General features: G+C 58.8%; 14 protein-coding genes and 2 pseudogenes. 8 read left to right on the forward strand and 8 right to left on the reverse strand.

The features are described from left to right. Positions 1-4: 4 nt before the first annotated feature. The gene (locus EN786_RS34390; protein WP_127283999.1) at positions 5-1,522 is read right to left on the reverse strand and encodes a PAS domain S-box protein; all 1,518 of its coding nucleotides are present in this window, start codon (positions 1,520-1,522) and stop codon (positions 5-7) included. A 645-nt stretch (positions 1,523-2,167) separates the two neighbouring features. On the opposite strand from EN786_RS34390, the gene EN786_RS34395 reads away from it, so the two are divergent. Then, entirely contained in the window at positions 2,168-2,632 is a 465-nt protein-coding gene (locus tag EN786_RS34395) for a YidB family protein (protein ID WP_127283998.1), read from the forward strand. Between the two features lie 212 nt (positions 2,633-2,844). Here the strand turns inward: EN786_RS34395 and EN786_RS39075 are convergent, their stop codons facing one another. After that, a complete protein-coding gene (locus tag EN786_RS39075; protein ID WP_246688816.1) occupies positions 2,845-3,003 on the reverse strand; it encodes a hypothetical protein in 159 nt (52 codons plus the stop codon). 877 nt (positions 3,004-3,880) lie between these two features. Here EN786_RS39075 and EN786_RS34405 point away from each other — a divergent pair. Together EN786_RS34405 and EN786_RS39080 are read left to right on the forward strand one after the other, a co-directional pair. Next, the gene (locus EN786_RS34405; RefSeq protein ID WP_127283997.1) at positions 3,881-4,327 is read left to right on the forward strand and encodes a DUF2231 domain-containing protein; all 447 of its coding nucleotides are present in this window, start codon (positions 3,881-3,883) and stop codon (positions 4,325-4,327) included. Between the two features lie 414 nt (positions 4,328-4,741). Next, positions 4,742-4,907: pseudogene (locus EN786_RS39080) on the forward strand (short-chain dehydrogenase/reductase); the annotation flags it as partial. 77 nt (positions 4,908-4,984) lie between these two features. On the opposite strand, the gene EN786_RS34415 reads toward EN786_RS39080, so the two are convergent. The 3 genes from EN786_RS34415 to EN786_RS34425 form a co-directional block, all read right to left on the reverse strand. Further along, positions 4,985-6,385, reverse strand: coding sequence for a hypothetical protein (locus EN786_RS34415; RefSeq protein WP_127309118.1), 1,401 nt, complete (start codon positions 6,383-6,385; stop codon positions 4,985-4,987). After that, entirely contained in the window at positions 6,373-7,569 is a 1,197-nt protein-coding gene (locus EN786_RS34420) for an MFS transporter (protein ID WP_189340246.1), read from the reverse strand. Before EN786_RS34420 ends, EN786_RS34415 begins: the two co-directional genes overlap by 13 nt. Positions 7,570-7,675: 106 nt before the next feature. Further along, entirely contained in the window at positions 7,676-8,401 is a 726-nt protein-coding gene (locus EN786_RS34425; protein WP_245478136.1) for a helix-turn-helix transcriptional regulator, read from the reverse strand. A 431-nt stretch (positions 8,402-8,832) separates the two neighbouring features. Between EN786_RS34425 and EN786_RS34430 the strand changes: the two genes are divergently transcribed. Together EN786_RS34430 and EN786_RS34435 are read left to right on the forward strand one after the other, a co-directional pair. Continuing rightward, positions 8,833-9,819, forward strand: coding sequence for a class I SAM-dependent methyltransferase (locus tag EN786_RS34430; RefSeq protein WP_127309116.1), 987 nt, complete (start codon positions 8,833-8,835; stop codon positions 9,817-9,819). 129 nt (positions 9,820-9,948) lie between these two features. Then, positions 9,949-10,890, forward strand: coding sequence for a LysR family transcriptional regulator (locus tag EN786_RS34435; protein ID WP_127283993.1), 942 nt, complete (start codon positions 9,949-9,951; stop codon positions 10,888-10,890). Positions 10,891-10,898: 8 nt separating this feature from the next. On the opposite strand, the gene EN786_RS34440 is transcribed toward EN786_RS34435, so the two are convergent. Further along, on the reverse strand, positions 10,899-11,090 hold the full coding sequence (locus EN786_RS34440; protein WP_127283992.1) for a hypothetical protein: 192 nt from the start codon (positions 11,088-11,090) through the stop codon (positions 10,899-10,901). 721 nt (positions 11,091-11,811) lie between these two features. Between EN786_RS34440 and EN786_RS34450 the strand changes: the two genes are divergently transcribed. Beyond that, entirely contained in the window at positions 11,812-13,056 is a 1,245-nt protein-coding gene (locus EN786_RS34450) for a DUF6600 domain-containing protein (protein ID WP_348642264.1), read from the forward strand. Positions 13,057-13,606: 550 nt separating this feature from the next. Here EN786_RS34450 and EN786_RS34460 read toward each other — a convergent pair. Together EN786_RS34460 and EN786_RS34475 are read right to left on the reverse strand one after the other, a co-directional pair. Then, entirely contained in the window at positions 13,607-13,810 is a 204-nt protein-coding gene (locus EN786_RS34460) for a CsbD family protein (protein ID WP_127283989.1), read from the reverse strand. Between the two features lie 2,470 nt (positions 13,811-16,280). Next, positions 16,281-16,646, reverse strand: a complete 366-nt coding sequence (locus EN786_RS34475; protein ID WP_245478402.1) for a hypothetical protein — start codon at positions 16,644-16,646, stop codon at positions 16,281-16,283. 828 nt (positions 16,647-17,474) lie between these two features. Between EN786_RS34475 and EN786_RS34480 the strand changes: the two genes are divergently transcribed. Continuing rightward, entirely contained in the window at positions 17,475-18,527 is a 1,053-nt protein-coding gene (locus tag EN786_RS34480; RefSeq protein ID WP_245478401.1) for a GSU2403 family nucleotidyltransferase fold protein, read from the forward strand. A 185-nt stretch (positions 18,528-18,712) separates the two neighbouring features. Further along, positions 18,713-18,911 (forward strand): annotated as a pseudogene (locus EN786_RS39085) (TrbC/VirB2 family protein); the annotation flags it as partial. Positions 18,912-19,698 lie beyond the last annotated feature (787 nt).

The following is a 19,698-nucleotide window of genomic DNA, read 5'->3' on the forward strand; positions in this document are numbered from 1 at the left end:
GTCATCAGCCCGAGAATCTTTCAATATCGATCGTGATACCAAGGACAATTCCGGCGGGGTCCCAATCTCGGACGACTCCGCCAAGCTCACTCGCGGCGGCGCGTACCAAGCGGCTCCCGAAACCTTCGTCTTCGGTTTCGACTGGAGATGGTCCTCCTACCTCCCTCCACTGGACAGTCACCTTACCGTCGCTATTGGAGCAAGCGATCTCTATTGAGCCGGCGGCCGCCGAGAGGCTGCCATGTTTGGCAGCGTTGGTGGCGAATTCGTGTAGCAAGAGAGAAAGCGGCGTGATCATCGCTGAAGGGACCGGCATATCGATGCCACTGATCGCGAAGCGGGGATGCTCGTCAGCTCCATGGCGGTATGGCGCGAGGATTGCGGCGATCAATGCATGTAGGCTCGTCGCGACCTGAACAGAGGGGCCAGTCGAGGGGAACATCGTCAGCGCATGCGCCCGCGCGAGGGCGCCGAGCCGGTCAGAAACGGTGGAGGCCAGCGCGGCCGGCGTTTCAGCGGCTGACGCGCTCAAATTGACGATGGAGCTTGCGATGGCAAAGAGATTCTTCACGCGGTGGTCCATCTCGCGAAGCAGCAGCTCCCGCTGCTCTTGCGCGCGCAGCCGCTCGGAAATGTCACGCGCGATCTTGGAGACACCGACAATTGCGCCAGACGCGTCCGCGATTGGGGAAACGGTCAAAGAGATGGGAATGCTGCTGCCATCCTTGCGCAGGCGAACGGTCTCGAAATGCTCGACATGTTCTCCATTGCGAATGCGCGCCAGAATCTCCCGCTCCTCATTTTGGCGATCGGGCGGTATCAGCAACATGAGCGGGCGTCCGATCATTTCCTTGCGGCCGTAGCTGTAGAGACGCTCGGCGCCGCTGTTCCAGTCCGTGACGATGCCATCCGTATCGGTCGCGATGATTGCATCATCCGAGGATTCGACGAGCGCGCTCAGTCGCGCTGCCGTTGTTTCCGCCCGCTTCCGTTCAATCGCAAACCCGAGCTGACGGGCAATGGTCAACGCAAGTTCGCGTTCACGATCGGCGAAGCGATGGGGTGCTGGATAGTAGACCATGAACTTGCCGATGAGCTCGTGGGAGCTGGCAAGCGGGATAAAGGCCAGCGCTTCGATTCTCTCGCCAAGGACCCTGTCGATGAGTTGCCGAGATTCACCGCTGAGACGAATATCCTCGACAAAGATTGGCTCGGCATTGTGCTCCCCGCGCGTCCATGGCGTGTGGCCGTTAACTGCCTCGCGGTATTCTTCAGAAAGTGAGCGCCATGCGACGAAGCTCATGACGCCGTGGCTGTCAAATCTCAGAATCGAGGCGCGCGACGAACCGAGCGCGTCGCATATGGCATCAAGTGCTGCATCGTAGATCTCGCCAAGGCCGTTGGCTCGGTAAAGTCGGTCGGTGAGGCGAAAGAGGACGGCTTGCTCGCGGACAATATCGCCGTCGGCTGGCTCACGCTGGCCTTGCCCCATGGCCGCATCACTCATGGCCTTGTGCTGCATGGCTCTACCCGGACGGCTCTATAGAAGTTCGACCAAATCCTCGACCAAACCACGTAACTTAGCACCGCGTCCACGGCCCATGTCCTTGGACTGCCGATTACGACCCCGACTATGCCAAACAATATGCGCGTTGCGCAGTTTCGCAATAGGAACTTCGGGTGTGACGCTGAAGCACCGTCAAAAACATTCGTGTTATCGCTTGCTTGGGCCGTCGGGGACTGACTTCGACATCCGACGAGTTGCAGGACGCTGAGGCAAGACGGCTCAAGGTTGGCGATCGATACAGAAAACAAATCCGATTGGACCGGGTTTAAGAACATACCCGGAGATCGACCCGAGAAGCTTGCCGAATTGCTGCGCCGCCATTGCGGGTGAGGCGGTGCGGCGGCAGCTGCGTGATGCACAAGCTTGGGAGCACCGATCGCGGCGTAGCGTCCCCATGAACCCATCATGGTCGTCCTGGCGCCGGGTGATGGCTTCGGCTGTTCGAGCTTTGACATTACATCCAGTATCTTCGCGAGCTGCCTCTTCGGCCCTCACCACTCGCCATGTAGTGACCGTGCGACTCGGATTTTGCTAGCGGGGCAGACAGTGGAACCTTTGCGAGCACGAAACCTTCTCCCTGAGATCCAAGGGAGGAAACCAATGGCAAATCTGGGAAGACTGGCTGTCGCAGTGCTTGGCATTCTGGCTTATCAAAATCGCGAAAAGATCGGAGACTTGATTCGAGGAAGTCGCGATCCAAACAACCCGCAGGGAGGGCTCTTGGATCAGCTATCCAAGGGCGTGTCCGGCACGGCGCTTGGGGACATCCTCGAGCGCTTCAGAAATGCAGGAGCGGGGTCGAAGGTAGATTCGTGGGTTAGCACCGGACCCAATCAGCCGATCGAACCAAAGGACGTAGAGACCGCAATCGACGAGGACACGCTCACGTCTCTTTCGATGCAGACTGGTCTGTCACGCGATGAATTGATTGCCAGGATCACGAAAGATTTGCCCGAAGCAGTCGATAAGCTGACGCCAGACGGCGAACTGCCGGCAGCAAACCCGACACAAGAGACAGGCGAGATTACACTCCTCGATAAGGTGCCGCCACGCACCCCCGAGTAGCGGTAGGGCAGCGATTGTGCTGCCGCCCCCGGTCAGGCACCGGTCCTGTCCCGTCCAACCGGATGAACTCGACTTCTTCCTTCCCGGCGACCGTCTTCAATGGCTCACGTCGCCTTGTGCGACACCAGCGGCGTCTTCCGCCTCGGCGGCACGTGGGATTCACCAGCCTGAGCGTGTCCGCATACACCGTCACCGGACGCCAAGGTTTACCGTCACCCATTCGCAAGCGTGACGTCGCTCAGCTCGATTGGCTGGCCTTTCTTCACCGTCGACGTGTTGTCGACGATCGAGTGCGGGAAGCCGCAGGAGGGGATCGAGACGCTGACGCGGTCTTCTCTCCCGCGCCTGCGCACAGTCGCAGTTATCGACACCTCATCGCCGATTTTGATCCCATTCGCCATCCCATGAGTCTGAGGCGGCCGAGAGCTTCGTCAAGATGCTAATATTTACGAACGGACATGGAACAGACCTTCGCGGTCGCGGTTCTCTCTGGAGCGAACCATGACCGCTCCTGAGAGACGCGCGTCCAACCAGGTTTTGAAACGCGGGCGTTTTGGGTCTACGTATCGCTGACCAGCTAGCAAAGGGCGTCAGCAACTCCCGTCTGTCCATAGAGACCGGAGGCGCACCCCCCATGCGGAGACAACGCCAGCAAGCGTGCGTTCCAATCCGAGGATGACAGGATCCTGCTCATCCGAACCCGAGAATGCATCATTCGTTCCAGGCTGTGCTCATCAAGCCCCAGCCCCAGGCAAAACCCCATTTGCGCTCAGACCGCAATGCCGTTTCCATCACCGAGGTTGGTGACAGATGGCACGTCCTTATCGAGGAATTCGGCCAACGCCCAATTGCGCGATCATTTCGAGATGAGCGACGCGCGATCAACACTGAGGCCAAAGGATCAGGCTAAATCTGGACCAGCGCATGCAATCGCGATAGGTGCCGTTCGTGCAGGTCCTGCATACTTTCGAACAGATAAGCACTTCGAATGCCTTGCCGGTAGGCAATTGGAGACGTTCCAAATCAGAGATGCGCTCGCGCTGCTCGGAGATGTGTCGTCTTCCCAACCTCACGTGCCCCTGCACCATTTCGATGTCGTCAGCCAGTGCCATCAAAGCTAACGGTCGCGAGGCGGAGGCGTACCCTTTGTGACGATCGGAACCTCCACAGCGAACGGAGGCCGCAAATGGAACCTTCCCTCCCTACTCGCCGTTGTAAGCGCGTTCAGGGCAACTTCTGGAGGAAGTTATGGCCAATCCCCGGGCAACGGCGACGATCGCCGGTCATCCGCTTCATCCAATGCTCGTGCCCTTCCCAATTGCTGCGTTCGTAGGCGCCTTAGTTTGCGACTTGATCGGGACCGGAGACCCTTTCTGGTTCCAAGCGAGCGAATACCTTCTGGTCACGGGCGTGGTGATGGCGCTCCTAGCCGCTGTGATGGGTTTTACAGATTTTCTGGGTGAGCCCCAGATTCGGGCCCTGCCTATAGCCTGGGTACACTTCTTGGGAAACTTGGTCTTGGTGCTGATCGAGGCGGTTAACTGGTACCGGCGCTACAGCAGCGGCGCGGCCGATTCCACGGGGCTAGTACTCTCAATCCTTGCCGTTCTCCTGATGCTGGTTACAGGCTGGCTGGGCTGGGAAATGGTCTATCGCCGTCGCGTGGCTATCGCCGATGAAGCTGCCGCTCGTTGACATTTGCAGGCTTGCTTCAGCCTCCAGACCAACTTGCCCGTGGCCCCACGGTAGCAGGACGTGCCGCCGGTGGGTGCGAATGGAGCCACGAAATAAAATTCGATTGGCGGCGGCGAGAGCCGTTTTTTGTTGGCGTTGATTTTCCCTACTATAGACGGCTGCGACCTTGCCCGCCGAGCCGGTAGCGAAGAGATGTGCCGGCGGGCGCGGCCGCCTCGACTTTCTGTGATCATTTGCTTCGCTTCTCGCGCTCTACCAATTTACTCCCTGGGCAATCCGCAGCGTTCGAAGCCAGATTACCTGGTGAGCTTCCAGCGCCGATAAACAAAGATCGAACCACGGATTGAACATTCGGGCCTCCAGATCGCTCAAGAGAACGAGCGCATCGACTGTCGGTTCCTAAGTGGCGAGCGCATTGCCGCACAGACGCGAATGCTGACGGCCGCAACCGATCCTACGCCGAAGCTGCGCTACGCAGCGGGAAAGATGGCGCGCCAGGTCAGTTTCCTTCCTGCGCCGTTTCGTGCCCGCATCGGCTTTCGAAAAAAGCCTGCGAAAGCAACTCGGGCTGCCGGTCTGAAGTGAATCGATCCGACTGCGTGTGGCGCCGATGGAGACGCTCGACGGAGCGTGATGTCCTGCGCCTATTGCTCTTGCTCAGGAAAAGGCCCATTCCGCATCAGTGGGTGAGATCGCCTGCTCGCCCAACTGTCTGCTAAGCTCTTGCCACGACGCGTCCGAAGTAAAACTGGTCATACTGCCACAGGCTTTTGCGAAGGGAATTTTTCCGAGCCGGTCCATGATATCGCTGGACGCGGCCGTGTCTCCGTTTCGAAAAACCTCCAAGAGATCGTCATCGCACTCAATTACTCGGTGTCCCCAAGCGCCAGGTAGATCATCCGCGACGAGAGCCTCCCGCAGATCGGCATCCACATCTCCAGCCTCGAGTGCGCGGCAGACCACATAGCGCATGAGGGGGTAGTAGACCGGCTGATGACTGCCTCCGAGCGCGCGGATGCCCGGCAGGACCGACACGACCAGAAACATGAGAAGGAGATTCGGAATTAGACTGCGGTCGGCCAACCGCTCGATGATTTCGGCAGCCTCAAAGCGAACCATCTTCAACCCTGTTGCCGGATTGACGAGTTCGCCAGCGACCAGCCGCAGTGGCAGGCGCCTGCCATTTTGATAGAACCAGAAGAAGTCGGTACCGCGCGCGAGCCAGCCACTCCAGGGGCCGTCTGCAAGCCTGTCGATCTCTGCAAGCATATTCAACGCGAGCCTTGGGTTTTCCAGCAGCCTCGTCCGCAGCCAGGAGTTCTCGTCCGACAGATGGTCCGCCACCAGACCGGCAATATCCTCGTCGTCCACCTGCAAGAAGGTAAAGCGGCTTCCAAACAGCTTCGGCCACAGGCTGCAATTAGCTTCCTTTATGGCGTGTGCTGGCCGTTCGAATTGGCCCTTCGGCAGAAGATTGTGAAGCACCGCAAGCGCGTCTGGCTCAGCGCCTTGTTCCGCTGGCACCAGTTCGAACCGATAGGCTCCAGGCCCAGTCAGAAGGCTGTACCCGATCATGCGACTTCGGGGGAGGCCGAAGACGTTGATCGGCGTCTGATCAACTGTGAGCCAGCCCGGCCCCTTTCGAGCCCTTTCAACGAGGCTCACCGTGGAAACGGCATAGGACAGGTAGGTAGAGCAGCCATGCGCGGAGAGGCCCAGGAGGCTAAGCATGTGAGTGTAGTAAGCCTCCGGGTCCATCAGGAGCAGCAGGTGAGGACCCGTCTGCAAAACGCGACGCTCTTCAAATTCCCTGCAGATTTCTGCGACCGCGTCGAGCGGCAATCCATTTCGCTTCCCCGCGCTTTTAATCGCGTCGAGCAGCTTGGTCAGAGCGTATTGCCGAATTTCAGGCATGGCTGTCGAAACTGGTGCCTCGTACAGCCTGGCCGCGTAGTCGCGGATCGGACGGGAAAAGTAGTGTTGCATCCACGGGTAGAGTGTCGCCAGCGATCTGAGCACGGCCAGTTTCGCTCCTGCGGCTCCTGTTAGCTCATACACGTCATAGATCCCCCTCTTGCCGAGCGACGTTGATGCTCAAGGCAGCAACGCCGAAGAGAAGCAGCGAAACCGAGGAAAATTGTCGACGGAAAGGCCTGGTCTCCCAAAACGGTTGCGATGCTGAAAATGACAAACCCAAGCCCGACTGCGAGGCTGTGCATGGCACCTTTGGCCCTGCCCAAGGCCTTATCGGGTACACGCGACTGCAGTGTGACCTCGACGCTGACCCGGCCCAGATTGTAGAGAACCCCAGGCGCGGCAAACATGGTCAATGTCCAGGGCGCGCGCAGGAGTACCAGCGCCATCAGCGCGAGCGCGGTTAAGCCTAAAACCATGAGATGCAATGCATGAGGACTTATCGTTCCTGTCAGCCGACTGAGCAGTGCGGCTCCGATCAGAGAACCCGCCGACCAGGCTGCCTCGACGCGAGCGAAGTCCGCGGCGGTGCCCTTCTGTTCTACGAAAACGAAGCTTGATCCCATCACGCTGACCAACACCGCGCCTCCATATAGCAGCGCGTAGACGGCGAAGAGACGAACCAGGCGCCCGTCAATATTGAGAACAAGCCCGTTGCGTTCGCCAGACGCCGAGCCGCCACGAATGCTGGACATGCTTCCCGCCGAAACAAGAAAACATACGGCAAGAAGGACGAACACCACGGTTGCGGAATGGTCGTTTGGCAACGCACCCACGAGCAGCGCTGCCGCAAGACATCCGAACTGCGTGACGAAGAAGACAATGGAATATGAAGCTGTCAGATCGCCTCCCGCAACGAGAGGGATCATTGACTGCGAACTCGTAAGTGCAACTCGGTCACATAGCGCAAAGGGAATCGCTGAACACCAGATCGCTGGAAACAAGTCCAGATAGGGAAGCGCGCAGGCTGTGGCGAGCATGACGGCAAAGCGACTAACGTCCGCTGCGATATTCAGCAGTCGTCTGTCAAACCGATCCGCCATTGCGCCAGCCAGGGGGCTCGCGACAAATTCGACAACGCTGACGATCGCGAGCAACGTCGCGACACTCGCGCTTCCATACCCTGCTTCGACGAGGGTCCATGAGCATGCGATGTAGTAGCCGTTTCGTCCGACAGACGCGGACAACGCACTGGCAAGGAAGCCAATGAAGGCGCGGGGCTCACGGAGCGTTCCTTTGGCATAATGAAACCGAACTTCGCGTGACATCGGCGGCCCGCCCATCCATTGACCGCATGTCATGCCCACTCCGGCGATGTCGGATTTAACGGGATGCCGAGCCTTTCAATTCCTTGCTGAATAAAAGGGGTCCGGGCTAGATCCTGGATTTGCGCCGAAACTCTATCGGGTTCGTGCCAAAGGCGCGCTTGAACGCGGTCGTGAGGTGGCTTGAGCTTGCGAAGCCGCATTCCATCGCGATTTTTGTCGCCGACAAATCCGTCGACCGCAACATCTCCGCGGACTGTACCAATCGGCGCTGCGCGATGAAGGCATGCGGCGTCATTCCAGTCGACTGCTTGAACGCCCTGCCGAAATGAAAACGGCTGATACCTAGCTCTTTTGCTAGATCGGCCAGCGTGGGTTTGGCGTCTGGGGATGGCTCCATCATTCCCACGACGCGCTTGAGATCGAAAGTCGAGAGACCGCCTTTTGCCGGCTTGCGGCCGGTTCGGTTCAACCTGACCATTTGCACGAACAATTGCGTGACCTGGCTCTCCACCATCGTCGTGCTTATTGGATCAGGAAACCTGAGCTCGGCGGCTATTCTCTGCAACGCCACTTCTATGGTGTTGTCACGGAATCCGATCCACGGGGGGAGTCCCGCCCGGCGGTAGGATGCAAATCCTTCGAAGGTCTCATCTGCGAACTCCTGCGCGATGGACACGAGCAGGCATGAGGCGATTGCGTCACCCTCATCCCAACCAGTCCATTCGCTGTCGGCGGGGATGTAGATAATCGAACCGGGCCGCCTGGCCGAGAAAGAAACCCGGCGACCGTCGACGAAGTCTTCTCCGCGCCGGGCGGCACCCTTCAAGTTCATCAAGAACATATGCCGGGGGTGGGCAATTCTCGTTTCTTGCCGCTCTAAACCCGTTCTCTTAATTACGTCTGCGCGTATGTTCCCCCAGCTCTCATATTGGTGAACAAGGGTTTGGTGCCGCGAACGGCGCAATGTGGTCGGGTCGAGGCAAAAAATATCCGCCAATCGAAGCGACTCCTTCGGTGACTACTCATCCTCCTGTTTGTGCCTAACCATAGGTTGTTGGACAACTCACAAATAATTCAGAGTTGTCGGTTGATGTGGCGCGAGCGAAAAAATCGCAATTCGATGGAAGCCGCTTCTACAAGGCCATTCTATTCCTCGCCTCCGCCAATACTCGACCACCAAGAATATTACTCGGCGCTAATCTTCGCGCCGTTGTCGAGTTGAGGCATCTCACCGATCACACGGGTAGTGGGAGGCTCAATTCGATGCGAGGACTCGACGACTTTCTGGCTGAATGCGACCGCGCCCCGCGGATCAACGAACTGTCAGGCTTTTTCGCGACGACGGCAGCCGGCGAAAGCGGAGTGCCTACACGCAAGCCCGAGGTCGATTCCAGGCTTCTTCAGAACGATAACCTCATTCGCGACTTGATCGGCTTGCATGCGGCACGACAAGGCTTCTTCGATCAGCACTATCACAGCAGCATTCCCTACCGGTTGGAGGAGGAGTGCCGGATGGCTTACGGCGTGCTGAGATATGCACGAATTCGCGGTGCCCAGCTGTCGTTATATAGCCTTGGCACAGCGGAGGGCACCATGGCGAGAACACTATCGGAATTGTCCCGCGGGAAAATCCACAGCCTCTCCTGCAGTCCTAACGCGGAAAATTACAAGTGCTTCATGGCATATGGCGAACCGCCAGACGCCGAGTTCTTTGTCGGCCCGTTCCATCGACTGACCAAGGCCGTCCTCAATTCAAACGCCCGGTTGGGCAAATTCGCTTCCGGATTCGACATAATCCTCGAAGATACCACCTTTCAAATGTACTCGCCGAACAGACCCAAACAGATTGAGTTCGTGGCGCAGCATCTCAAGGAAGGAGGCATCTTCGTATTCCTCGAGAAATTTCGGGCGGTTGACGACAGCGACTATCAGCGCCGCGAGTGCCAGAAGGATTTCGGCTTCAAGGCTCGCTACTTCCAGCAAGAGCAGATCGAGGCAAAGAAGACCGCGGTGCTGACCACGATGTTCAACAACGAGGTAACGCTTGAGGAGATGTCGCGCGCTGTAGGGACGCATTTCAAACACTGCGTCATGACCTGGAACAGCGGAAATTTCTGCAGCCTTGCGGCGAGCAACAGCCGGGAAAATCTTAACCTGTACGTCTCGCAGATGGCGGGCCCGGCCATTCCACATGAGTATGTCTACGAAGCGGGCTTGTATCGAAGCCTGACGGATCATGCCGTCCCGTGAAATGTGCCTCGGCGAACTTCTTCAACCGCGCGCACGGAGGAAAACTATTGACTGCCTCCTGCACCAACGAAGAATGGGAACGCGTTGCGCCGAAACTGACACCATCCCCGTCGGCAAAGCGCCCGAGGCATGACGCCGAACGGCAACGCGTTGCGGCTACTGGCGTACGCCCTTGCAGCGGTCGATCATGGCAGCCTGAGGCGGGCGGCAAGGGCGATGAGGGTTCGAGAATCCTCCGTGAGCCGAAACATCGTCAAGCTCGAACAACACTTGGAAGTCCAATTGTTCGAACGCGATGTCCGCGGCGTTCGCTTGACGGAGCCGGGTCGAGCCTGGATCGATGTTGTGCGAGCTCACTACGAAGGATTGCTGGACGCTTTCGATGACCGTGTCGGAGACAAGGACGCAAAGACGCTCCGGATTGGATTGTGTTGTGTGAGGGGAGGAGAAATCCTAAGAGGCATCATCGCTCGCTTCAGCAGCCTCTACCCGGATGTGAGCTTTAGCATCGAGGATGTTCCCGCGGGGCGGTGGCTGTCAGCCATACGCCGCCGGCACCTCGACCTCGTGTTCACTCACGACTTTGGCGCCGTCCCTTCCTGTTGCAGCGAAGTGTTTTGGCACGAGCGCCTCTTCGTCCTCTTGCCGGCGTCTCACTCGCTCGTCGACAGGCCAGTGGTCGCATGGTCCGATCTTGCAGAAATGTGCCTGCTCGTTCCGGTCGGGCCAGAGGGGCCGCTATTCGACCTGCGACTGTTGGAGCGCATCGCAGCAACCGGCGGCCCGGCAGTGCAGACGTGCCGAGCGAACCAAGCGACGGTCGCTCTCAAGGTGCAACTTGGGGAGGGCTTTACTTTGGCCGAGGAAAGCTGTGCCAGGACGACCGCTATCGAATCCACGATGTGGAAACCGCTGGCAGGGCAAAACAGTGTCAGCTCAATCAGGGCTGTCTGGCTCGACTCGAATCCAAAGCGTTCTGTGCTCCGGTTGGTTGCTGTTGCCAGGAATAGGGCAGGGAATACGCCCGGCAATTCGGGAACAAATGCTGCTCGACCTGGGCGAAGCACATGAGCGGTGGTTCAGCCTCTGGCGAGGACGGCGGGCTGATGCGCGGCCTCAACCAAATCGGCCGCCGCCTGTTCAACCTGATCGGCTGCTTGGTCCACCTGTTCGAGCTTCTTGGCTAGCCGCTCGTGCAGCATCGAAAGCCGTGCTGCGTGGTAGATGGCGCTTCGGTTTCGGCCATCCATGTTGAGAGGTTCAAACAACATCGCGACTGCTCTCCTCAGTGTGCACTTGTCGGCGGGACGGCCTTCGGCAGTCGCCCTCTGGCTACGAGCCGTTGGCGGCTCCGCATACGAGCGCAAAGGGCGAGGCTAACCGCGAGCCCGCAGCTCTCGCCGACTATTGCCTTTGCCTGGTGGGGAGATTTTTCTGATCGCTTCATGCGTTGCCTGGCGACCGCCTGTTCCAAAACCACAAGTTCAACCATACTGCCGCATCCTCATGCCAGCGACCCCTTCCAAAAGAGAACCGCGGGGTACCCCTTTAGTTCCGGGCGCTGCAATGTGCGCCGATGCGGATGTCCTCTCCGGATTAGCGACAAGCTCATCACAACTTGAGAGCCGACACCGCTCCAAGGTTTGAACCATGATTTGCTCTCGCGCTGCCCTTTCGAAGGTCAGATAGGCTTACCTGCGTTTGCAGCCTTCCCTCCCTCGCAGCAGCAAGGAGGCTGGCTAGGCCCGTTTCGGATGCAAGCCGTTGCACGAGCGGATACGGGCAAAGTGGAACAATCCGACAGCCGGCGGGTTTCAAAGATGAAGGGCGATCTGTTTCGGAGGAAACTGGGATGAAACGCGTCCTTGCTCAAAATGCGGTACGACTGATGCTGGGCGGCGTAGCCGCCTGTCTGCTCACTATCGTCGAGATTCCCAACTCGATTACGCCATTGTCGCTCGTGTCCGAGGCACGGGCTGCCACAACGTTTCGATCAGCACATTCTACCAGGACCTTTCTTCTCATGGTGACTGGGTTTCGTACCACGGAGCGGCCGTTTTCGTGCCGGCTGATGTACCTGACGATTGGCGTCCATATACCCTTGGACACTGGGTCTATACTGAGCAGTATGGCTGGCTCTGGGTATCCGACGAGCCATTCGGCTGGGCGACGTACCATTACGGCCGGTGGGGCTATGCCGACGACATCGGCTGGTACTGGGTCCCGGGCACTCGTTGGGCGCCAGCCTGGGTGAGTTGGCGTCGTGACAGGCAGCACCTGATTTGGGCTCCGCTGCCGCCGCGTCGTGATCCGGATTTGATTTCAATCGAGGTGACCTTCGACGCGACGCCGGATTTTTACTGGGTCGTTGTCCCCACACGCGAATTCCTTGCGGCAGACATTTCTGTCGTCGTTATCCGTGATGAGCCGGAATTTGTGCGCATTGTCGAGGCAGCCGAGCCGGTTGGCGATGTGACGATCCATAACAACGTGGTGATCAACAAAGTCATAGATGTTGATGTGATCGAGAAGGAGACCAACCAGGAGGTGACTGTCGTCAAGGTCAGCAAGACCGACGCGCCCGAGCAGTCTGGCAAAATGGAAAACAATACGGTCAGGGTCTTTGAAGGCGAGGTGAAAGCCGATGCCGATGCCAAACCAGCTGAGATCAAAGATATCGAGGAGGTGAAGAAGGTTCAGGCTGGCCGGAAATCGAAGCCGACCGAAGGCGCCGCCACGACCGAACAGGTCGAGCCCGAGCAGGCGGCCAAGCCGCAGAAAAAGACCCAGGAACAGCCTGCAGCCGAGCAGCAGCAGGCCGAGCCCGAGCAGGCGGCAAAGCCGAAGAAAAAGGCCAAGGAGCAGCCCGCCGCCGAGCAGCAGCAGGGCGAGCCCGAGCAGGCGGCAAAGCCGAAGAAAAAGGCCAAGGAGCAGCCCGCCGCCGAGCAGCAGGGCGAGCCCGAGCAGGCGGCTAAGCCGCAGAAAAAGACGCAGGAACAGCCTGCGGCCGAGCAGCAGCAGGGCGAGCCCGAGCAGGCGGCAAAGCCGAAGAAAAAGGCCAAGGAGCAGCCCGCCGCCGAGCAGCAGCAGGGCGAGCCCGAGCAGGCGGCAAAGCCGAAGAAAAAGGTCAAGGAGCAGCCCGCCGCCGAGCAGCAGCAGGGTGAGCAGGCGGTAAAACCCAAGCCACAGAAGCAAGAAAAAAAGGCGTGTGATCCGCAGACTGAGGCGAACTGCTAGGTGTGGTGGTTAGACTAACCGCTCTCCGCGGTGCCCGCTGTTGGCAATGCGGGCACACCTGCGATCCTGGCTTCTATCCTTCGCGGCCACCTGTGGCTGGGCGGTGTGCATTCGTCATTGATCCGAAATGGCGATATGCGCAGGCTGAATTTGAGGGTGTGACAATTCTTTGGGTGACTGTGTGCTTCGCCGTGTTGAGTTCAATTGTTATGCATGGCGTGATGGTAACTCCGGTGATGCGACAAATGGATCGCAGCCGTTCACCACGCTCATGGTTGAGGCCTCGTGCTCGCTCCAGAGAGGATTGATGCCTGTCGGTGTAGCTGATCCAGAGAAATCGGTGAGCTCCAACGCGGTAATCGGAACGATGTACGGGCCTCGGCTGCGCGGATCAGAAGAACTGAAACCGAGAAGCCGGGGCGGCCTCGATTAGAAGGGTTGCCTTTCCGGTCTAGCTCGCCGCTCTTCCGCGGGGCGCGTCAGTTGCGCACCTCAAAACGAAAGGCGCTGCACGCGCGAGCGCCTCCCCATCGATGGCCCAACGGCAATTCTACCAATCTTGTCGGGCATACCAGTCGTCGATATCCCGACGCACACGATCCTTCTCAATCCCGTAAAGTTCCTGGATCTTGCCTTCGAGTTGGTCCCGTCTGCCGGCGATGCGGTCCAGATCATCGTCAGTGAGTTTGCCCCACTGCTCCTTGACCTTGCCTTTGACCTGCTTCCAGTTTCCCTCAACGCGGTTCCAGTCCATGGCGATAGCCTCCTTGGGTTTACACAAATCAAAACGGTTGTTCGCGCTCTATTGTTCCAGAGGAGGCGGGTCGGGACTGGCACTCCCTTCACGCCATGAACCTTAGAGGTTGTTGAGCGCTTTCGTGCGCAAACAATTAATGGCGCATGGCGGAAGGTTGGACGCGAAACCCCGTGCCGCCGAAACAGGATGCTGCAGATCATCCTGCGTCATCAGTGCTAAGCGCATTGTGGCGATATCAGCGGATCGACGATGAGGCAGGCGTTATGCCGACCCTATGATCGCTCCAATTCGAGGGCTGATAGCTGCTTGAGCTTATTGCGCCTGCCATTGCGACTCTCTTGTGAGAACGTCGCCCACTTGGGGATGCTTTCGAAAAGGAAATTGGACCGCACCCTGAAGTTCCTCCGCAAGGGCGAATACGCCGCCGGTGATCACGAAGATTGATAGCCCGCGACGCGTGCAACACGCATTCTGAGCAACCTTGTCGATGGCCTGCACCGACGTGGTGTGAGTCTGAGGGTCTTATAATTGGGCAAGGAGACTCGGCTGGCGGTTCCGCTGCTCCTTTGGATACCCATCGCGCCGGTGCGAAGCCCAGTTATCCCGGCCAGCGCATGCCGGCGCGGGAGGGCAGTGTCGTGCGTCACCGCCTTGCTCGATTCAGGTGCGGCGACCGCATTGCAATGCGGGTAAGCCGAGCAATTGAAGAGAGAGCCGGGGTCGAGGGAACGCGACAGGTTAACCCGCGAATAGTCGATTGGAATCCTCTTCCCTCTCAAGCGTTCCGACTCGGAAGTTCATCTTTCGTTGAGCCTTTGGGTCCGATGTCGAGCTTGGCGGGGCCGTGCCCTGGATCATGGGCGTGGTGGTGCCGCAAGGCCTGTCGTCATTGCCATTCGGCGTCCTGACGACCGCGTAGACGTGCCCGCGCGTTGCGTGACGTCGCCTATCAGTTCGATTGGCTGGCCCTTCTTCGCCGTCGACGTCTTGTCTACGATGGAGTGCGGGAAGCCGTAGGAGAGGACGAGACGCTCACCCGTCCTTCCGTCACCCGGCGCCGTACTGTCGCGGTGATAGCTACCTCATCGCCAATCTTGATGCCCTTCGCCATGCGAATGACTCTGGTGCGGCCGCTGGCTTCGTCAAGCAGTTGCTAATATTTCCATCTGGGGCATGGAACGGATGAAGCTGATGCTCTGTGGCGCGACTGGAAGGCCTGATGCGCGCGGGAACCTTTCATCCGCCATCCGCTTTGTTTCTGCATGTCGCGAGCCGTCGAACCACCGATATTGCCAAGGGGTAGCCCAGATCGGGACGTCAACTGTGAAGTCGCATTAGAGGCCGCCATCGCAGCGCTGATGACTACGTCCGAGGCACAAGGATGGACGAAAATCGCTACGGAGCGTGCGCAGCAACTTGGGCTTCTGCCGGCTGAGCCGCCGAGGTGGCGAATGCTAAGAGCAAGATTGATCGCGTCTGCTGCGCTCTTGCTTTTGCTGTGTGCGGTCACCGCTTGGTGGGTGCTTAGGTAAGCGATTCAATCGGGCAGCTGCCGGACATGCCGACGATGTCGCGCTGCCGTTAGCGCCAGAAAACTGCGGTGAGGGCCTAAGCCAAGCGGCGCTTAGAAAGTGCCTGCAACAGTTCCCCTTCGTCCGTGATCCCGTTCCGGTAAACGCTGACGAGTTCCGCGGCGAGGTCTTCCCTCTGTTCCTTGCTTTTTTGGGCTAAGCGGGCGTTCGATGCACACTTGATCAAACACCCGCTGGAGCACCAAGTCAGCGGGTTCGAATACTCCGCTGTAACGCGATAACGGCAGCCCTCAATTTGCCGTCCCTTACCCTATTATTCTGCCACCAACTATGACCAACCTCAAGGCGTCCAGCAGCAGCCCGACGGTCCGGGGATGGGAGCTTGTTGACCGCCTGGCCCAGCCGGCAAGGCTACCGGCTGGCGAGGTTATATAGGCCCGTCAATCTTCGCTGTTACTTGGAAAACGGTGGGTGTTGGGTTCCTCTATCCTCAAATCGAGCGACCCAAAGTAGGCCTGCTTGTTCTGACGAGCGCGAAATAAGCTCATCTTGGCAACGCGAGGCAGTTGACGCCAAGCTGTCCCATTGCTGCCGACACGATGAGCGGTGCCGTTCATCGCCGCGCGGAACGGCTATGTGTCAATTTTACGACTCGGGGGCAGTCATTGGCCGATCGAAGGAGCGCCTATGTGTGGATTCGATTCGCAGGTTGGGCCTAATCACAGTGGCGGCACGTAGGCCATGCGCGGCCCTCACGCTGGAACTCGCCAAAAGGATAAGTTGTGGAACCGTTACCTGAGTTCCAATATTCTGAAACTCCGGGTCCGTTTGTGGAGTGTGGCCCGGCCTGCTATCCTGAGTCCCAGTAGAAGCAGGCCGGGCCAGCTCTCAGCCGAAAGGCTGCCCTTCTTTTTAAGGATCCCGCGCTGGTCCGGCTAGGAACGGGCGAAGTGGCCCGCGCTACGGAGCTTCGCGAGCAAGATTATGGCCGTGCCGTGATAGTCAACGTGCGCTTGCTCGTGAAGTGGTGACGTGTACCAGGCGGTGAGCTCCTCAACCAGAAAGCGCGTGTCGCCATTCACTGACGCGCACCTAAGTTCCCCGCTCTTTTGCATCACAATTATCGCCGTGCCGGTTGCACCGTATCCGATCGCCGCCATCCGCTGAACCTCTACGTCACCATCAACGCGAACATCGAACAGAACCGACCCTCCGGTTTTCTCTGCCGCGTCAGCTACCCGATCAGGAAACGGCCGATGCAAACCGTTTGGATTGATGAACGTCTGCTCAAACAGCGCCAATTCAACATGCCCCGCGACCATGGCTGCGAATATGGGCGAGACGGCGTAATCAGCAATCCTATCGCAACCCTTTCACGCAAGTTTCCACATGAACTTGCAACGCGCGCGGCACGATCGCGTAGCCATCCCGATGATGGTCGCGAGTTACACGACCCCGGCGGCCAAGGGCAGGGGCTCGGGGTTTGACCGCCGGGCCTAACTGGAAAAAAGGGGGGCTAGGTTTTGCCGACCTATAAAAATGCCTCGGAACAAAAACTCGCCCCTTTCGTTGGAAATTGCCGGCCGGATTGTTCCCAACCCCGCTAGCCTTTCCGGTCGTTGTAATGTGGCCCGCTGCCGTCTGGCGGCGGGCTTCACATTTTAGCTAAAGCTGAAACAAGAGCCCGCCGACCGAAGCCGGCGGGAGAAGGTTGGACTTGCCAGGGTCTCTGGCAAAAAAACGGGCCGACCCGGCCTTTTTGGCAACGAAACAAAAGCTATTTCGCGGTGCCCGGCAATCGACAATGGGGATGAGCGCTTGGCCTCTTCCTCCTGATGCTAGTCTCACTCGTCAGCCGCTCTGCCAGCAGCTTTAGACGGGCTTTGCGTCTGATCGACTTGATTGGAACCGATTGGAATTCGCTGCTTCGCGAGGAAGGTTCCTGAAAGGTCGACACTAGAGGGTTGCCGGCCGGGCACTAGCGGATCGCTGGATGCGGCCCTTTTCGAGACGGCCGTCGCAGCTCTTCGGCGGGCAGCACCACCGCGTGGCCATCGGACGTGCGATCGTCAAGGAGCGGAACAACGGGCCGTCTGTTCAACGATTTGCGCTTTCGTTGAACACGACGTATGTTCAACAAGCTAATTTTTGTTGAGCATCCCATGTTCGATCGCCACTCGCCCATTGCCCACTCAGCCTATCATGATCTAGTTGCGTCCTTGCGCGATGAGGCGATCGCGGAAATCCGTGGAACGCCGACCCGCGTAGAGCGCGGGCGCCGAACCTACTGGTATGATTCCTATCGTGTCGGCTCAGACGTCAAAAAGACTTATATTGGGGAAGACAGCGAAGCACTACGCGCCCGAATGCAGCGCATCGGCGCGCTCCGAGAGGGCCGTGAAAATCGCAGGCGCAACCGCGCCCGGCTGGTCCGTTTGTTGCGCGCCGAAGGGTTTCTTGGGATCGATGCAGCTACAGGCAGCCTTCTGCACGCATTGGCCTCAGCCGGCGTATTTCGCCTTGGCGGAACCGTCGTTGGGACGCAGGCATTCCGGCTCTACGAGGGTGAACTTGGCGTTCGCTTCAGCTTCGACCAGACAGCTCAGACGAGCGATATCGACATTGCGAGCTTCGAGCGCCTTTCCATTGCGCTTGAAGATACCGTATCGAGTCCGCTCGATAATGTTCTGAGAGATTTCTCATTTGAACCGGCGCCAGCGCTGGACCCCGGCAAAGCCTGGCGCTGGAGGCAAACGCGTAACGAGACGCTAGTCGAATTTCTGACACCATCCTTTACCGAAGACGAACCCTTGCGGCCATTGCCTGCCCTGGGTGTCCATGCCCAATCGCTGCATCACCTGAACTATCTGCTTGCGGAGCCAATCCTGGCCGCGGTCACATATCGCGACGGCGTTCTCATTCAGATACCTCGACCGGAACGCTTCGCGATCCACAAGCTCATAGTCGCGGACCGGCGACTTGATGGGCCAGACAGCCTCAAGGCGCTTAAGGACCGGCTACAGGCCGAATTTCTCATCACCGTTCTGGCCTTGGACAGGCCCGACGATGTGCAGGAAGCCCTTGAGGATGCTCTGTCACGAGGAAAGCGCTGGCGCGAACGGATCAAGAAGTCGATCAACAAGTCGCCATCGCTTCAGGCTAGGCTTGGTCCGCTCACCTAATCGACAGTTGCACGTTCGGGTTCTGAAGCGCCATCAACCGAATACGAGCATTAGCCCGGGGAGGCCGTCAGCGCTTTGGCGGACGATCGCGAGGCACGGGAGGGGACGGTGAGCCTGCCGCTGTCGACGAGCAGAGAGACGACCCACGCGTCGATCAGGCGGCATCCGCGTGGTCCTACCGATGCGCATTCGCGCAAGCCGCCGGCATCGAAACCGCACTGCACAACATCGTCGACCTCTTGACCGGCAACATCGCCAAGCTGCTGGCCACCATCGCGATGATAGTGATCTGCAATGCCTGGATGTTCGGCTACATGGCTCTCAGAAGGGGAGGGTTCTCGATCATCGGCATCCGGCGCCACCGAACTCGTGAACATCATCGTCGAACTGACGCCATGGCGAATTCGCGGGCTGCACCGGCCCCTGATGGTCCGCCGCGTGACGGTGGAAGCCATCTTCGTGAACATCATGCTCACCTGCGCCGGCTCCATCGCCCTGGCACTCGTGGACGTGGGTTGCGCGCACTCGTCAAACACGCCACAACATGTTTCGCATTCTGCTGGCCTGGGTGGAGACCTTGGCGGTCCCAGAACAGCACCTATTGGGCGAACCAACCTTACACGGCTGAGACCCGACCGACGCTTCTTCTGGTGGTCGGAACGCATGGCCGTTCGGGCCTCATCAAGGTACTTCTGGGAAGTGTGACAGAAAGCGTTCTGCGTTCGGTCGCCTCGATGTCTTTGCGGTACCGCCTTATCCGAAATTGATCAGGTCTGCGTGGATGATCGTCGGAGATCGCCTTGGGAGTCCGCGGTCGCCACGAAGGGGCGGGACGCCATCGTTGCCCTCACTGCGGTCCATGCGTTTCCTCCAAACGACCCACGTTGCGGGAAGACTGACGGCTGCCCATTCTGTCCGATGACCTCGCCGACTTCAGTCCGAACCAGTTGCATAGGATGAAGTTCGCTTGTCCAGTGCATGTGGCCACCGGCGACTCCGAGCTGATGCGCACGCCTGCAGCTCAATGTGCATCCGGAGATGAAATTCCAGCTCCTCCATAGTGCGAGTGCAGGGCCCCGCGGATAACGCGGAGAAGAATGTGAGCGTCAGCCGTCTTCGAAACGCGCAGTCTACACATCTCGCGACCTTTCCTTCGCCCGGGCGCATGCTG

This window comes from Mesorhizobium sp. M4B.F.Ca.ET.143.01.1.1 (assembly GCF_004792275.1).
Taxonomy (GTDB): domain Bacteria; phylum Pseudomonadota; class Alphaproteobacteria; order Rhizobiales; family Rhizobiaceae; genus Mesorhizobium; species Mesorhizobium abyssinicae.

Bases quoted from the DNA above. Each gene is read 5' to 3' on its own strand.
- EN786_RS34420 (WP_189340246.1), bottom strand. From the start codon at position 7,569: ATGTCACGCGAAGTTCGGTTTCATTATGCCAAAGGAACGCTCCGTGAG.
- EN786_RS34480 (WP_245478401.1), top strand. From the start codon at position 17,475: ATGTTCAACAAGCTAATTTTTGTTGAGCATCCCATGTTCGATCGCCAC.
- EN786_RS34425 (WP_245478136.1), bottom strand. From the start codon at position 8,401: ATGAACTTGAAGGGTGCCGCCCGGCGCGGAGAAGACTTCGTCGACGGT.
- EN786_RS34395 (WP_127283998.1), top strand. From the start codon at position 2,168: ATGGCAAATCTGGGAAGACTGGCTGTCGCAGTGCTTGGCATTCTGGCT.
- EN786_RS34405 (WP_127283997.1), top strand. From the start codon at position 3,881: ATGGCCAATCCCCGGGCAACGGCGACGATCGCCGGTCATCCGCTTCAT.
- EN786_RS34435 (WP_127283993.1), top strand. From the start codon at position 9,949: ATGACGCCGAACGGCAACGCGTTGCGGCTACTGGCGTACGCCCTTGCA.
- EN786_RS34430 (WP_127309116.1), top strand. From the start codon at position 8,833: ATGCGAGGACTCGACGACTTTCTGGCTGAATGCGACCGCGCCCCGCGG.
- EN786_RS34390 (WP_127283999.1), bottom strand. From the start codon at position 1,522: ATGCAGCACAAGGCCATGAGTGATGCGGCCATGGGGCAAGGCCAGCGT.
- EN786_RS34440 (WP_127283992.1), bottom strand. From the start codon at position 11,090: ATGTTGTTTGAACCTCTCAACATGGATGGCCGAAACCGAAGCGCCATC.
- EN786_RS34460 (WP_127283989.1), bottom strand. From the start codon at position 13,810: ATGGACTGGAACCGCGTTGAGGGAAACTGGAAGCAGGTCAAAGGCAAG.